Origin of the sequence: Neobacillus sp. 19, assembly GCF_049463095.1 — a bacterium.
Taxonomy (GTDB): Bacteria; Bacillota; Bacilli; order Bacillales; family Cytobacillaceae; genus Neobacillus.
The window spans coordinates 1-14,427 of record NZ_JBMPZU010000099.1 but is presented as its reverse complement, the minus strand read 5'-3'; the positions used below and the strand labels follow the sequence as shown (position 1 = coordinate 14,427).

At 45.1% G+C, this 14,427-nt stretch carries 8 protein-coding genes, 10 tRNA genes and 3 rRNA genes; 1 reads left to right on the top strand and 20 read right to left on the bottom strand.

The genetic code is table 11. The annotated features are described in order from the left end of the window. Positions 1-154: 154 nt before the first annotated feature. The 6 genes from glmS to sigW all read right to left on the bottom strand — a co-directional run bounded on the left by glmS (position 155) and on the right by sigW (position 7,213). Entirely contained in the window at positions 155-1,957 is a 1,803-nt protein-coding gene (glmS, locus tag ACO1D1_RS26425; RefSeq protein ID WP_423337629.1) for a glutamine--fructose-6-phosphate transaminase (isomerizing), read from the bottom strand. Between the two features lie 484 nt (positions 1,958-2,441). Further along, complete coding sequence (gene glmM, locus ACO1D1_RS26420) at positions 2,442-3,791, bottom strand: phosphoglucosamine mutase (protein ID WP_149868148.1); 1,350 nt, start codon at positions 3,789-3,791, stop codon at positions 2,442-2,444. Positions 3,792-3,828: 37 nt separating this feature from the next. Then, positions 3,829-5,055 carry a CdaR family protein gene (locus ACO1D1_RS26415; protein ID WP_149868147.1) on the bottom strand — a complete coding sequence of 409 codons (1,227 nt, stop codon included), beginning with the start codon at positions 5,053-5,055 and terminating at the stop codon, positions 3,829-3,831. Beyond that, on the bottom strand, positions 5,048-5,875 hold the full coding sequence (gene cdaA, locus ACO1D1_RS26410; protein WP_423337628.1) for a diadenylate cyclase CdaA: 828 nt from the start codon (positions 5,873-5,875) through the stop codon (positions 5,048-5,050). Before cdaA ends, ACO1D1_RS26415 begins: the two co-directional genes overlap by 8 nt. A 133-nt stretch (positions 5,876-6,008) precedes the next feature. After that, the gene (gene rsiW, locus ACO1D1_RS26405; protein WP_149868145.1) at positions 6,009-6,632 is read right to left on the bottom strand and encodes an anti-sigma-W factor RsiW; all 624 of its coding nucleotides are present in this window, start codon (positions 6,630-6,632) and stop codon (positions 6,009-6,011) included. Between the two features lie 17 nt (positions 6,633-6,649). Beyond that, positions 6,650-7,213, bottom strand: a complete 564-nt coding sequence (gene sigW, locus ACO1D1_RS26400) for an RNA polymerase sigma factor SigW (protein WP_149868144.1) — start codon at positions 7,211-7,213, stop codon at positions 6,650-6,652. Positions 7,214-7,444: 231 nt separating this feature from the next. Between sigW and ACO1D1_RS26395 the strand changes: the two genes are divergently transcribed. After that, positions 7,445-7,600, top strand: coding sequence for an aspartyl-phosphate phosphatase Spo0E family protein (locus tag ACO1D1_RS26395; RefSeq protein ID WP_149868143.1), 156 nt, complete (start codon positions 7,445-7,447; stop codon positions 7,598-7,600). A gap of 230 nt (positions 7,601-7,830) precedes the next feature. Here the strand turns inward: ACO1D1_RS26395 and rocF are convergent, their stop codons facing one another. From rocF to ACO1D1_RS26325, 14 genes are all read right to left on the bottom strand, one after another. Further along, positions 7,831-8,730 carry an arginase gene (gene rocF, locus ACO1D1_RS26390; RefSeq protein WP_423337627.1) on the bottom strand — a complete coding sequence of 300 codons (900 nt, stop codon included), beginning with the start codon at positions 8,728-8,730 and terminating at the stop codon, positions 7,831-7,833. A gap of 374 nt (positions 8,731-9,104) precedes the next feature. Continuing rightward, positions 9,105-9,180, bottom strand: a tRNA-Ala gene (locus tag ACO1D1_RS26385). A 9-nt stretch (positions 9,181-9,189) separates the two neighbouring features. Then, positions 9,190-9,264: transfer RNA gene (locus ACO1D1_RS26380), tRNA-Gly, on the bottom strand. A 58-nt stretch (positions 9,265-9,322) separates the two neighbouring features. Next, a tRNA-Lys gene (locus ACO1D1_RS26375) sits at positions 9,323-9,395 on the bottom strand. A gap of 1 nt (position 9,396) precedes the next feature. Further along, positions 9,397-9,471: transfer RNA gene (locus tag ACO1D1_RS26370), tRNA-Gln, on the bottom strand. A gap of 48 nt (positions 9,472-9,519) precedes the next feature. Further along, a tRNA-Tyr gene (locus ACO1D1_RS26365) sits at positions 9,520-9,604 on the bottom strand. Positions 9,605-9,623: 19 nt separating this feature from the next. Further along, a tRNA-Thr gene (locus ACO1D1_RS26360) sits at positions 9,624-9,696 on the bottom strand. A gap of 39 nt (positions 9,697-9,735) precedes the next feature. After that, positions 9,736-9,811: transfer RNA gene (locus tag ACO1D1_RS26355), tRNA-Val, on the bottom strand. Positions 9,812-9,815: 4 nt separating this feature from the next. Then, positions 9,816-9,890: transfer RNA gene (locus ACO1D1_RS26350), tRNA-Glu, on the bottom strand. Positions 9,891-9,910: 20 nt separating this feature from the next. Further along, positions 9,911-9,983: transfer RNA gene (locus ACO1D1_RS26345), tRNA-Thr, on the bottom strand. Positions 9,984-10,011: 28 nt separating this feature from the next. Beyond that, positions 10,012-10,086: transfer RNA gene (locus ACO1D1_RS26340), tRNA-Asn, on the bottom strand. A 13-nt stretch (positions 10,087-10,099) separates the two neighbouring features. After that, positions 10,100-10,216: ribosomal RNA gene (gene rrf / locus ACO1D1_RS26335) — 5S ribosomal RNA — on the bottom strand. A 123-nt stretch (positions 10,217-10,339) separates the two neighbouring features. Beyond that, positions 10,340-13,276: ribosomal RNA gene (locus ACO1D1_RS26330) — 23S ribosomal RNA — on the bottom strand. Between the two features lie 194 nt (positions 13,277-13,470). Then, a 16S ribosomal RNA gene (locus ACO1D1_RS26325) occupies positions 13,471-14,427 on the bottom strand; the annotation flags it as partial.

Below are 14,427 nucleotides of genomic sequence, written 5' to 3'. Positions count from 1 at the left end.
TTCATGTCAAATTACTGCTAGTAATGAATTTCCGATTTCTTCTTCGCCTTATCCAAAAAAAAACCGAAGGCATACCGGATAAATACCGGAAAAAACCTTCGGATTTGGAACATTATTTTTTTAAGGACACAAGGTAAAATTCAACCTTTACTTCCTACTCAACCGTCACTGATTTTGCGAGGTTACGTGGTTTGTCTACGTCGCAATCGCGGTGCAAGGCTGCGTAGTAAGCAATGTATTGCATTGGTATGACAGAGATAAGCGGTGTTAATAATTCATTTACTTCTGGGATGACAAAGCTGTCTTCATCCATTTCGAGACCCTTCATCGAGATGATGCATGGGTTTGCTCCGCGGGCAGCGACTTCCTTCACATTACCACGGATACTTAAATTAACATTTTCTTGAGTTGCTAAAGCAATAACCGGTGTACCTTCTTCAATTAAGGCGATTGTGCCATGCTTTAATTCGCCGCCGGCAAAGCCTTCTGCTTGAATATACGAAATTTCTTTCAGCTTTAAAGCACCTTCTAAGCAGACATAGTAGTCGACTCCACGACCAATGAAGAATGCACTGCGAGTTACCGATAAGAATTCTCTTGAAATGTGCTCAAACAATTCTCTAGAGTCGCAAAGAGCTTCCATTGCGTTCGCAATAATCCCAAGCTCATGCACAAGGTCGAAGTTCACTTCAATATTTTGGCTTTTCGCCGTCACATCAGCCAAAATTGATAATACTGCTAATTGCGCGGTATAGGCCTTTGTAGAAGCAACAGCAATTTCAGGTCCTGCATGCAGGAGCAGCGTATAATCCGCTTCACGGGAAAGGGTTGACCCAGGAACATTGGTGATCGTAAGCGTGCGATAACCCATTTCTTTCACTTTCACAAGCACGGCACGGCTGTCAGCCGTTTCCCCGCTTTGTGTGATGAAAATAAATAACGGCTTCTTCGTTACTAGCGGCATATTGTAAACAAATTCACTGGCAATATGAACTTCAACAGGGATTTTTGCCATTCGTTCAATAAACTGCTTTCCGCCAAGTCCGGCATGATAAGAAGTACCAGCTGCAATGATGTACACACGATCCGTATCATTCATCGCACTAATAATTTCAGGGTCAATGGTCAATTCCCCTTGCTCGTTTTGATACGTTTGAATGATCTTACGCATCACAAGCGGCTGCTCATCGATTTCTTTTAACATATAGTGCGGGTATGTGCCCTTTTCAATGTCGCTTGCATCAAGTTCCGCTGTGTATGGTTTACGGTTAATATTGTCACCATTTAAATTTTGAATTGTTACATCATCTTTTGTAACAATAACAATTTCTTTGTCCATTAATTCTACGTATTGGTTCGTTACTTGCAGCATCGCCATTGCATCACTGGCGACAACATTAAAATCAGTTCCTAAACCAACGAGCAACGGGCTTTTATTTTTAGCCACATAAATGGTTTCATTGTCTTCAGCATCTAAAAGGGCAATGGCATATGATCCATGTAAAAGGGTCAATGTTTTACGGAAAGCCTCAATAACCGCTAATCCTTCCTTTACAAACCGCTCAATAAGCTGAACAACCACTTCTGTATCTGTTTCACTTATAAAATGAACATCTGCTAAATATTCACGCTTTAAAAGATCATAGTTTTCGATGACGCCGTTATGAACAAGGGTGAAGCGCTCAGATCCACTTTGATGCGGATGGGAATTCACCTTACTTGGCACCCCATGTGTTGCCCAGCGGGTATGGCCAATTCCGATATTTGCCATTACATCTTCGTCCACGATTTCACGCAAATCGGCAATGCGGCCTTTTTCTTTAAACACATGAATGCCGTTCTCATTTTTCACAGCGATCCCGGCTGAATCATAGCCTCTATATTCAAGCTTTTCTAAACCTTTTAATAAAATTTCCTTCGAGTCGTTATGACCAATATATCCAACAATTCCACACATTTTTATATGTCCTCCCTAATACAGGGGGCAAGGTGCTTCTTCGAGGGCAGACTTGCCCCCTTATCTCTGTTTTTTTGTCAGGTATCTGTCTATACCTTTTTAAACATTACGATTAGTATGCGCATTTCCTTCTCTTTGTGCACAGAGTTGCCTCCATGTTTTAAAGAAGAAATTAACGGCCCTGCGTCACAGCCGGGAGGTATCCGCCGAATGTTTCGATAAACCTCCACCTCGTCAACTAATCTAACCTCTGAAGATTAGTTCAGGCGCTTTTTTTATTCCTGTTCCTTCTGCTCCTACCCTCCTTTCAAAGCATGGTGACCAACTGCTGCTTTAAAATTCAAAGCAGATTAATCTTACATGATTTGTCAGTCGTCCGTCAACTAAAACTATAAATGGTTCAAATTTTGTTCAAGAACCATTCATAATAAAATATGCATAAGGAGACAGTTTCGTACTGTTCCTTATGCATAAATTTTAAGCTTTATTCTTTTAATTCCATTTCTTCTTTTACCACTGTGACAATGCGGTCTACATAGGATGCACACAATTCCTCAGTGGATGCCTCTCCCATCACACGGACGAGCGGCTCAGTTCCGGATGGACGGACGAGAATTCTTCCATCTCCAGCCATTTCCGCTTCAACTTGTTCAATGACCTCTTTTACCTTAGCATTATCGGTCACATGATGTTTATCGGTGACTCGTACATTCACAAGCTTTTGCGGATACTTTTTCATTTCTCCGGCAAGCTCTGATAAAGGTTTTCCAGTCGCCTTCATAATATTCACTAACTGAAGCCCTGATAATAGGCCGTCCCCAGTTGTATTGTAGTCCAAGAATATAATATGACCAGATTGCTCACCGCCAAGATTAAAGCCGTTTTTCTTCATTTCCTCGACAACATAACGGTCGCCCACTGCTGTTGGCACACTATGAATACCATGGGTTTCAAGTGCCTTATAAAAACCAAGGTTGCTCATGACCGTAGAAACAATCGTTCCATGCTTTAAGCGCCCTTGTTCCTTCAGATACTTGCCACAAATATACATGATCTGGTCGCCATCGACAATTGTACCATTTTCATCAATCGCGATTAACCGGTCGCCATCCCCATCAAAGGACAGCCCCACATCGGCACCCTTTTCCTTTACTAAAGCAGCTAATGCCTCCGGATGGGTAGAACCAACGCCTTCATTGATATTTAACCCGTTTGGTGATGCCCCCATTGTAGATAGGTCAGCATCTAAATCGGCAAATAAATGCGACGCCAATGATGAAGTTGCTCCGTGCGCACAATCTAATGCAATATGGATGCCAGAGAAATCTTCCTCAACGGTATTTTTCAAGTATTGCAGGTATTTCTGTCCGCCTTCAAAATAATCCATCACTTGCCCCAGTTCAGCACCAGTTGGCCGCGGTAATTGATCTTCTGGTAAATCAATGAGCCCTTCAATTTCTAACTCTTGGTCATCGGATAGTTTAAAGCCATCCGGCCCGAAAAATTTTATTCCATTATCAGCCACAGGGTTATGAGAAGCAGAAATCATGACTCCCGCCTGTGCTCCCAATGCTTTTGTTAAGTAGGCAACACCCGGAGTGGAAATGACGCCTAAACGCATGACCTCTGCACCAATAGAAAGTAAGCCGGCAACAAGAGCTCCCTCAAGCATATGCCCTGAAATACGTGTATCACGCCCAATCAATACTTTTGGACGATCCTTATCCTTTGTTAATACATACCCGCCAAAGCGACCTAATTTAAAGGCCATTTCAGGTGTTAATTCGCTATTTGCAATGCCGCGTACCCCATCGGTACCGAAATATTTTCCCATTTAAAAATCTCTCCTTCAACATATCAATTGCTGGATCTTATGCGTTATTCGTTATCGTAACTTTTGCTGTCGATTTATCAGGCTTCCAGTTGACATCTGTCGGGCCTTCTACCTGAATTTTAACATCGTGACTTCCTTCCGATAATCCGGATAAGTCGATGAAAACAGTAAAGTCTTCCGGGCCAATATTCGAAACTGTCCCACTTATGCCATTCACCATAATATTAATCGTTTGGCTCGCGGGGTCATTCAACTCTGCCTTAAGGGTGTCAGTTAACCCTTGGATTTTCACTGGTACACCAGAGACGGTTGTCTCTTCTTGTTTTTTGACCACTATGGTTGCTTTTACCGTTTGCGGAGACACCTTCGAGACCCCATTTGAGATGATGACAGGTAAGGTTAGAGTGGTGTTTTCAGAAATTTTACTAAGATCCACTTCCACTCTTACATTTTCTGTGTTTTTCAGAACATCGTCATTCCCTGTAATCGTCGCTTCTTTTTCATCAATATCGATCGATTCAATCGTAACACCCGGTGGAGGTGTGCCTTTTTTGACAATATTGATGGGAACCGTTTTCGTATTACTCTTAATGGGGATCGTCATTTTGACTGTCTCCGGCTCCACGACAACATTCAGCTTGTTTAATTCCTTGTCTAGTACTTGTATCCGTGCTTCTTTCGTAATGGAAGCTTTCAGTTTACCCTTTTCCTCAATCGTCGCCTTCACATAGGTAATTCGGTCAATTACATCTTTAGCACCGGTAATTTTTACTTTACTTGGCTCAACAACAGGTTGTCCTGCTGAATAACCTTCTTCAATTTGGCTAGAGTTAAATTCGGCATCGACTTTAAATTCCTTCGTTATCTTTTCTTGGATCGTGACATTTACACTAGCCGGTTTCAACGTCGCCTTCAATTTATCAGATAAATTCCTCACCTTAAGGTTTACCTTCTGTTTTCCTATCTTTGCATCGGTCAAATCGACATACACTTCAAAGTTCTTTGAAGCTTTAGCAGACTGGACATGGGTGAGAGGCCCTTTGATAGTAATATCAACCGTGTTGGGAATACCGGATACGACTAAATTTTCTGTATCATAATAAACCTTTACAGGTATATCCTGAATGGTTTCTGTGGCTTTTTCGCCAGGGACATTCACATCTGATAATTTTTTCCCTGTATTGGGCACAGAAGAATATAACAGGACTGCCAATAACAAGGCCAGAACTTTTAAGAACCAAGGGTTATCCATCAGTTTATCCATTGCTTTTCCCCCTCCAGTTCCAACGAGCTGAAGAAGCTTGTTTCGTTTTGTTTTGAATCACCATTTCACTCGTAAGGAGCGCTTTTAATTCCTCTAACTTTAGATCGCGGTGGAGTTCACCATTTTTGGTCAGTGAAATATTACCTGTCTCTTCCGATACGACGACTGTTACACTATCGGTGACTTCACTGATTCCTAATGCAGCCCGATGTCTAGTACCCAGTTCCTTTGAAATAAACGGGCTTTCGGATAAAGGAAGATAGCAGGCTGCTGCTGAAACATTATTTCTTTGAATAATAACTGCACCATCATGTAGTGGTGTATTAGGTATAAAAATATTTATGAGCAATTCCAATGAAATATTGGAGTTTAATTGGATTCCAGTTTCTATGTAATCACTCATGCCCGTTTCTCGTTCAATTGAGATTAATGCTCCGATTCGTCGCTTTGCCATATAATCGGTCGCTTTTAAAATGGCTTCGACTGTTTTTTCCTGATTATCATCATCCTGTGTTCTGCTGCTGGAAAAAAATCGCCCTCTTCCTAATTGCTCAAGGGCCCTTCTAAGTTCAGGCTGAAAGATAATGATAACGGCAAGAAATCCCCAATTTATGGCCTGTTGCATCATCCAGCTTAATGTCGTTAAACCAAGCCACTCACCGACCACTCTGACAAGAAGAATAACGAGAATTCCTTTTAATAACTGAACAGCCTTCGTTCCTCTTATCACATTGATCAGCTTGTAAATGACATACCATACGAGGACAATATCAACAATACTAGCTAGATACTTCCATACAGTAAAATCAGCAAACTGCATTGTTCTTCCTCCGTAACTTTCTTAAAACGTATAGTGAACCAATTTATTATACCATAAAGTGAAACGTACACCTTACCCCTATTATATGTTACTGGTTAAAAAAACAAATCACTCTAGTGCGAGTGATTTGTTTTTATTGGGTTTCCGGCTGGTCAAAGATATCAATGACCTCTTGCGCTGTCTTTTTCATATGATACCAAATCCAGTCAAAGACTTCATTTACTTCTTCAATTTGTCCTGTGACGTGACCGGCTGAGGCAAGGTACTTTTCCCCATTAATGACTGTTACATCCCCTTGGACTTCACCTTCTATTTTCAATTTCCCATTGCGAACGACCACATCCCCTTTGACCGTTTCCCCCTTGGGAACAATGACAGTATTATTTTTGACGACTAAATTCTCTTGCTTTGATACAGAAAATTCACGGTCTTGACTCCAGGTGGAAAACAAACTTCCCACCATTAATATTATGAAAACAGAGGCAGCTGCTAGCATTGGATGATTTCTTAACCAGCGCTGCATCGAAACTTTTTTCTTTTCTTTCGGCAGTCGCGCCAATACATTGGCTGTAAAATCTGCGGGAGCCTGCATATGTGATAGACTTTCGACAAAGGCAATCGTCTTTTTTAATTCATTAAAAATCTCTTCACATTCTTTACAGCTTTGGAGGTGTTCCCGTAAAATTCGTTCCTTTTCAGGCTCAATTTCTTCGTCTAGGTATTCGTGCATTAGTTCGATGATCTGTTCTGGACACATATTTGGTTTCACCTCTATCACACATATCGTAATTGTTGTCTTAATGCTTCACGGCCGCGGTGAATTCTTGTTTTTACAGTTCCGAGAGGCAAGTCAAGAATTTCACTTATTTCATTTAAGGACATCTCTTCAATGTATTTTAATACAATGGGAGACCGGTATTTTTCCGGCAGCTTTAAAATTTCCTTCTGCACCGTCTCATGCAGTTCTAAACTCTCTACCTCCGACTCCGGAAGCGGTGTGTTGGAAGGAACCTGTGAATACATGGTTAATCCTTCTGTTCCAGCTACCTCTGCATCTAAATAATGATCGGGTTTCTTTTTTCGCATTCGATCAATACAAAGATTGGTGGCAATCCGAAAAAGCCATGTGGAAAATTTCAAATCCTGGTTAAACGAGCGGATATTCACATACGCACGGATAAATGCCTCCTGCGCCATGTCCTCTGCTTCGTGGCGATTTCCGAGCATTCTAAAACATAGCTGATAAACACTATTTTTATATATTTCAACGATTTCACCATAGGCATCCTGATCACCTTTGATGACTTGCTTTATTCTCTTTTTTACAATAGCTTCCATTAAGTTTCCTCAGCTCCAATGCTGCTATACGATAATACGAATCGCTAGCGAAAAAGTTTCGTTTTCCACGAAAAACTTCTTAATCCCTATAATTTTAACAAAAATTTACTAAAGGGGGGTAAAATAAGTTTAAAGTTTTTCCTAGGGGAAATACAAATAATAGGGTAATACTTCAATTTGTGGGAATCTCCCCGCAATCGCAGGTTAAAAAATAGGGATGTGACGGCATGTATGAGTGCGGAATTTCGCGATTTAATGAAGGAAATTGAAAATTGCCGAGACAAAATGGTTCAATTAGCATCAGAAACTTCATTAAGCAATCATCAGGTAATCGAAACAAGTAAGAGACTGGATCATTTATTAAATCAATTACTACATAAAAGATAGGCAGCTGCAATGGTTCGGTTCGCAGCTGCCTTTTTCTTTATGGCTCTGTTAAACGTGGCTGTTGATTTCCGCTACATCCGCTTCGCTTTCCGCGGGGCGGGCGGTGAGCCTCCTCGGCGCTAAAGCGCCTGTGGGGTCTCTCCTGTCCCGCTGTTCCCGCAGGAGTCTCGCGGCTTCCGCTCCAATCAACAGTGGTAAAAAATCAACAATAAACTATAACAGAACCTTCTTTATAAAAGTTTTTCACCGAATAATGAACCCATTAACCCGACAGCAACAGAGGCTGTTTTATTTTTTTCATCTAATATTGGGTTTACTTCCACAAATTCCGCTGAAGTAATAATCTTTGCTTCTTCCAGCATTTCCATTGCCAGATGGCTTTCACGGTAGCTGATGCCGCCCATGACCGGTGTACCCACACCAGGACATTCACTTGGATCCAAACCATCTAAATCAAGAGAGAGATGAACACCATCAGTTCTTTCCTTAAGGTAGGCAATCGTTTCTTCCATAACCTTCGCCATTCCCATCCGGTCAATTTCGTGCATCGTATAAACCTTTATTCCTGTTTCTTTAATTAAGATTCTTTCCCCTTCATCAAGTGATCTGGCACCAATGATTACTACATTCTCAGGTTTAACCTTTGGAGCGTATCCGCCAATTTCCGTTAATTTCTTGTGCCCTAATCCAATGCTGGCTGCTAAGGGCATCCCATGGATGTTTCCAGACGGACTTGTCTCCGCTGTATTCAAATCACCGTGGGCATCGTACCAAATCACGCCAAGGTTCTTGAAGTGTTTGGAAACGCCGGCTAATGTCCCGATTGCAATGCTATGGTCACCACCAAGGACCAGTGGAAATGCACCTGATTGCACGGCTTCATCCACCTTTTCAGCAAGCATGGAGGTTTTTTCAGCCACTAAATCTAAATTTCTCAAGTTGGATTCTTCGTCTACAACTACTTCGGGTCTCCCGATTGGTATGTCTCCTAAATCATGAATTTCATCAAAAAGAGGTGTTAGTCGTTCATTAATCCCTGCATAACGGATGGCACTCGGCCCCATATCAACCCCGCGGCGCATTTGCCCTAAATCCATCGGCATCCCAATTATCGAAAGTTTTCTGCTCATCTCTCGCATTCCCCCTAGCTCTTTATAGGTACTATTTTAACCGCTTTCATAGGAATGACTCAACTCGACAAAATGGTGTATATATATGCGGAGAATATCAAAAAAGCAGGCTCTGAATCATAAGGGCTGCTGGAATACTTTTGTGCGAAGATTTAGGCAGAAAGGGTTCCAATACGGTCTATTGGAACCCTTTCGCTTTATTTTTTTGCTGGAACGGGCTCCAATACTGGCTATTGGAACCCCTTTGCTTTATCTTTTTGCTGGAACGGGCCCCAATATGAGCCATTGGAACCCTTTTGCTCGAAAAATAGACATATAAAAATAAAAAAAGCCTTAAATCAGCAACCTGATTTAAAGCGAAATATGTAGTGTGATGGTGGAGCCTAGCGGGATCGAACCGCTGACCTCCTGCGTGCAAAGCAGGCGCTCTCCCAGCTGAGCTAAGGCCCCGTATTCAATTGGAGCGGAAGACGGGATTCGAACCCGCGACCCCCACCTTGGCAAGGTGGTGTTCTACCACTGAACTACTTCCGCATATTCACAGATAAAAACCCAAAAGAAAAAATTCGTCTGGGCTTTTACCTATAAGTTATGAGCCATGAAGGACTCGAACCTTCGACCCTCTGATTAAAAGTCAGATGCTCTACCAACTGAGCTAATGGCTCATGGCTGGGCTAGCTGGATTTGAACCAACGCATGTCGCAGTCAAAGTGCGATGCCTTACCGCTTGGCTATAGCCCAATAAGAAGTAATTAAATCTAGTATGTCCATTATTTTTAAAAATATGAATGGTGGAGGGGGACGGATTCGAACCGCCGAACCCGGAGGGAGCGGATTTACAGTCCGCCGCGTTTAGCCACTTCGCTACCCCTCCATATTCAATTTAAAAAAGGTGCCGGCGAGAGGACTTGAACCCCCAACCTACTGATTACAAGTCAGTTGCTCTACCAATTGAGCTACCCCGGCATATGGTTTAAAAAATATAGTGTTAACATAAAGATATTATGGTGGAGGATGACGGGATCGAACCGCCGACCCTCTGCTTGTAAGGCAGATGCTCTCCCAGCTGAGCTAATCCTCCAAAATGGTGACCCCTACGGGATTCGAACCCGTGTTACCGCCGTGAAAGGGCGGTGTCTTAACCGCTTGACCAAGGGGCCGAATGTTATTAAAATAGGTAAGCTTCCAAGCGGGCTCGAACCGCTGACCTCTTCCTTACCATGGAAGTGCTCTACCTACTGAGCTATGGAAGCATAGCTGATATTCTTAGCTGCATAAAAATGGCTCCGCAGGTAGGACTCGAACCTACGACCGATCGGTTAACAGCCGATAGCTCTACCACTGAGCTACTGCGGAACGATAGTATATAGCCTGGCAACGTCCTACTCTCACAGGGACGCATGTCCCAACTACCATCGGCGCTGAGAAGCTTAACTTCCGTGTTCGGTATGGGAACGGGTGTGACCTTCTCGCCATTGTTACCAGACTATTTTTTTAGACACTATTTATTATAATGTCTATTTTACTTTTTGCAAGAGAAATTTTTCATTCCCTCAAAACTAGATAATGCAGAAGAAGTTTTTGTAAAAACGAGTTCAACCACTTAAAAATGGTTAAGTCCTCGATCGATTAGTATCAGTCAGCTCCACATGTCGCCACGCTTCCACCTCTGACCTATCAACCTGATCATCTTTCAGGGATCTTACTAGCTTGACGCTATGGGAAATCTCATCTTGAGGGGGGCTTCATGCTTAGATGCTTTCAGCACTTATCCCGTCCGCACATAGCTACCCAGCGATGCCTTTGGCAAGACAACTGGTACACCAGCGGTGCGTCCATCCCGGTCCTCTCGTACTAAGGACAGCTCCTCTCAAATTTCCTGCGCCCACGACGGATAGGGACCGAACTGTCTCACGACGTTCTGAACCCAGCTCGCGTACCGCTTTAATGGGCGAACAGCCCAACCCTTGGGACCGACTACAGCCCCAGGATGCGATGAGCCGACATCGAGGTGCCAAACCTCCCCGTCGATGTGGACTCTTGGGGGAGATAAGCCTGTTATCCCCGGGGTAGCTTTTATCCGTTGAGCGATGGCCCTTCCATGCGGAACCACCGGATCACTAAGCCCGACTTTCGTCCCTGCTCGACTTGTAGGTCTCGCAGTCAAGCTCCCTTGTGCCTTTACACTCTACGAATGATTTCCAACCATTCTGAGGGAACCTTTGGGCGCCTCCGTTACTCTTTAGGAGGCGACCGCCCCAGTCAAACTGCCCACCTGACACTGTCTCCCACCCCGATGAGGGGTGCGGGTTAGAATTTCAATACAGCCAGGGTAGTATCCCACCGACGCCTCCACCGAAGCTAGCGCTCCGGCTTCTCAGGCTCCTACCTATCCTGTACAAGCTGTACCAAAATTCAATATCAGGCTACAGTAAAGCTCCACGGGGTCTTTCCGTCCTGTCGCGGGTAACCTGCATCTTCACAGGTACTATAATTTCACCGAGTCTCTCGTTGAGACAGTGCCCAGATCGTTACGCCTTTCGTGCGGGTCGGAACTTACCCGACAAGGAATTTCGCTACCTTAGGACCGTTATAGTTACGGCCGCCGTTTACTGGGGCTTCGATTCAGAGCTTCGCTTGCGCTAACCCCTCCTCTTAACCTTCCAGCACCGGGCAGGCGTCAGCCCCTATACTTCGCCTTGCGGCTTCGCAGAGACCTGTGTTTTTGCTAAACAGTCGCCTGGGCCTATTCACTGCGGCTCTTCAGGGCTATGAACCCTAAAGAGCACCCCTTCTCCCGAAGTTACGGGGTCATTTTGCCGAGTTCCTTAACGAGAGTTCTCTCGCTCACCTTAGGATTCTCTCCTCGCCTACCTGTGTCGGTTTGCGGTACGGGCACCTTGAATCTCGCTAGAGGCTTTTCTTGGCAGTGTGGAATCAGGAACTTCGGTACTAAATTTCCCTCGCTGTCACAGCTCAGCATACGCGGAGAACGGATTTTCCTATTCACCAGCCTAACTGCTTAGACGCGCATATCCAACAGCGCGCTTACCCTATCCTCCTGCGTCCCCCCATCACTCAAACGATTCATAGGTGGTACAGGAATATCAACCTGTTGTCCATCGCCTACGCCTTTCGGCCTCGGCTTAGGTCCCGACTAACCCTGAGCGGACGAGCCTTCCTCAGGAAACCTTAGGCATACGGTGGATGAGATTCTCACTCATCTTTCGCTACTCATACCGGCATTCTCACTTCTAAGCGCTCCACCAGTCCTTACGGTCTAGCTTCAACGCCCTTAGAACGCTCTCCTACCACTGACACCTAATGGTGTCAATCCACAGCTTCGGTGATACGTTTAGCCCCGGTACATTTTCGGCGCAGAGTCACTCGACCAGTGAGCTATTACGCACTCTTTAAATGGTGGCTGCTTCTAAGCCAACATCCTGGTTGTCTAAGCAACTCCACATCCTTTTCCACTTAACGTATACTTTGGGACCTTAGCTGGTGGTCTGGGCTGTTTCCCTTTCGACTACGGATCTTATCACTCGCAGTCTGACTCCCACGGATAAGTCTTTGGCATTCGGAGTTTGTCTGAATTCGGTAACCCGATGAGGGCCCCTAGTCCAAACAGTGCTCTACCTCCAAGACTCTAACAACGTGAGGCTAGCCCTAAAGCTATTTCGGAGAGAACCAGCTATCTCCAAGTTCGATTGGAATTTCTCCGCTACCCACACCTCATCCCCGCACTTTTCAACGTGCGTGGGTTCGGGCCTCCATCCAGTGTTACCTGGACTTCACCCTGGACATGGGTAGATCACCTGGTTTCGGGTCTACGACCACATACTCAAACGCCCTATTCAGACTCGCTTTCGCTGCGGCTCCGTCTCTTCAACTTAACCTTGCATGGGATCGTAACTCGCCGGTTCATTCTACAAAAGGCACGCCATCACCCATAAACGGGCTCTGACTACTTGTAGGCACACGGTTTCAGGAACTATTTCACTCCCCTTCCGGGGTGCTTTTCACCTTTCCCTCACGGTACTGGTTCACTATCGGTCACTAGGGAGTATTTAGCCTTGGGAGATGGTCCTCCCTGCTTCCGACCGGATTTCACGTGTCCGGCCGTACTCAGGATCCACTCAGGAGGGAACGAAGTTTCAACTACAGGGCTTTTACCTTCTCTGGCTGACCTTTCCAGGTCGCTTCATTTACCCCGTTCCTTTGTAACTCCATGTTGAGTGTCCTACAACCCCAAGAGGCAAGCCTCTTGGTTTGGGCTATGTCCCGTTTCGCTCGCCGCTACTCAGGGAATCGCGTTTGCTTTCTCTTCCTCCGGGTACTTAGATGTTTCAGTTCCCCGGGTATGCCTTCTATACCCTATGTATTCAGGTAAAGATACTGTTCCATTACGAACAGTGGGTTTCCCCATTCGGAAATCTCCGGATCAAAGCTTACTTACAGCTCCCCGAAGCATATCGGTGTTAGTCCCGTCCTTCATCGGCTCCTAGTGCCAAGGCATTCACCGTGCGCCCTTTCTAACTTAACCTAAAAAGGTTTATAACTCTTATTCAATAAGAGAGAAAAACTAAAATGGCGATTACTCGATGTTTACTTTGCTTCTTCTTACGATTATCTAGTTTTCAAGGAACGAAAAAGTCTTGAGAGAATTGCTCCCTCAAAACTAAACAAACAAGAAACGTCAACCTTATTATGAGTCCGAAAGGACTGCATTATCCTTAGAAAGGAGGTGATCCAGCCGCACCTTCCGATACGGCTACCTTGTTACGACTTCACCCCAATCATCTGTCCCACCTTAGGCGGCTGGCTCCATAAAGGTTACCCCACCGACTTCGGGTGTTACAAACTCTCGTGGTGTGACGGGCGGTGTGTACAAGGCCCGGGAACGTATTCACCGCGGCATGCTGATCCGCGATTACTAGCGATTCCGGCTTCATGCAGGCGAGTTGCAGCCTGCAATCCGAACTGAGAATGGTTTTATGGGATTGGCTAAACCTTGCGGTCTCGCAGCCCTTTGTACCATCCATTGTAGCACGTGTGTAGCCCAGGTCATAAGGGGCATGATGATTTGACGTCATCCCCACCTTCCTCCGGTTTGTCACCGGCAGTCACCTTAGAGTGCCCAACTGAATGCTGGCAACTAAGATCAAGGGTTGCGCTCGTTGCGGGACTTAACCCAACATCTCACGACACGAGCTGACGACAACCATGCACCACCTGTCACTCTGTCCCCCGAAGGGGAACGTCCTATCTCTAGGAGTGTCAGAGGATGTCAAGACCTGGTAAGGTTCTTCGCGTTGCTTCGAATTAAACCACATGCTCCACCGCTTGTGCGGGCCCCCGTCAATTCCTTTGAGTTTCAGCCTTGCGGCCGTACTCCCCAGGCGGAGTGCTTAATGCGTTAGCTGCAGCACTAAGGGGCGGAAACCCCCTAACACTTAGCACTCATCGTTTACGGCGTGGACTACCAGGGTATCTAATCCTGTTTGCTCCCCACGCTTTCGCGCCTCAGCGTCAGTTACAGACCAGAAAGCCGCCTTCGCCACTGGTGTTCCTCCACATCTCTACGCATTTCACCGCTACACGTGGAATTCCGCTTTCCTCTTCTGCACTCAAGTCCCCCAGTTTCCAATGACCCTCCACGGTTGAGCCGTGGGCTTTCACATCAGACTTAAAGGA

Coding starts and splice junctions, on each gene's coding strand:
- cdaA (WP_423337628.1), bottom strand. CDS start 5,875: ATGCAGTTTGCTGATTTTACTGTATGGAAGTATCTAGCTAGTATTGTT.
- ACO1D1_RS26395 (WP_149868143.1), top strand. CDS start 7,445: ATGAGTGCGGAATTTCGCGATTTAATGAAGGAAATTGAAAATTGCCGA.
- sigW (WP_149868144.1), bottom strand. CDS start 7,213: ATGGAAGCTATTGTAAAAAAGAGAATAAAGCAAGTCATCAAAGGTGAT.
- ACO1D1_RS26415 (WP_149868147.1), bottom strand. CDS start 5,055: ATGGATAAACTGATGGATAACCCTTGGTTCTTAAAAGTTCTGGCCTTG.
- rocF (WP_423337627.1), bottom strand. CDS start 8,730: ATGAGCAGAAAACTTTCGATAATTGGGATGCCGATGGATTTAGGGCAA.
- glmM (WP_149868148.1), bottom strand. CDS start 3,791: ATGGGAAAATATTTCGGTACCGATGGGGTACGCGGCATTGCAAATAGC.
- glmS (WP_423337629.1), bottom strand. CDS start 1,957: ATGTGTGGAATTGTTGGATATATTGGTCATAACGACTCGAAGGAAATT.
- rsiW (WP_149868145.1), bottom strand. CDS start 6,632: ATGTGTCCAGAACAGATCATCGAACTAATGCACGAATACCTAGACGAA.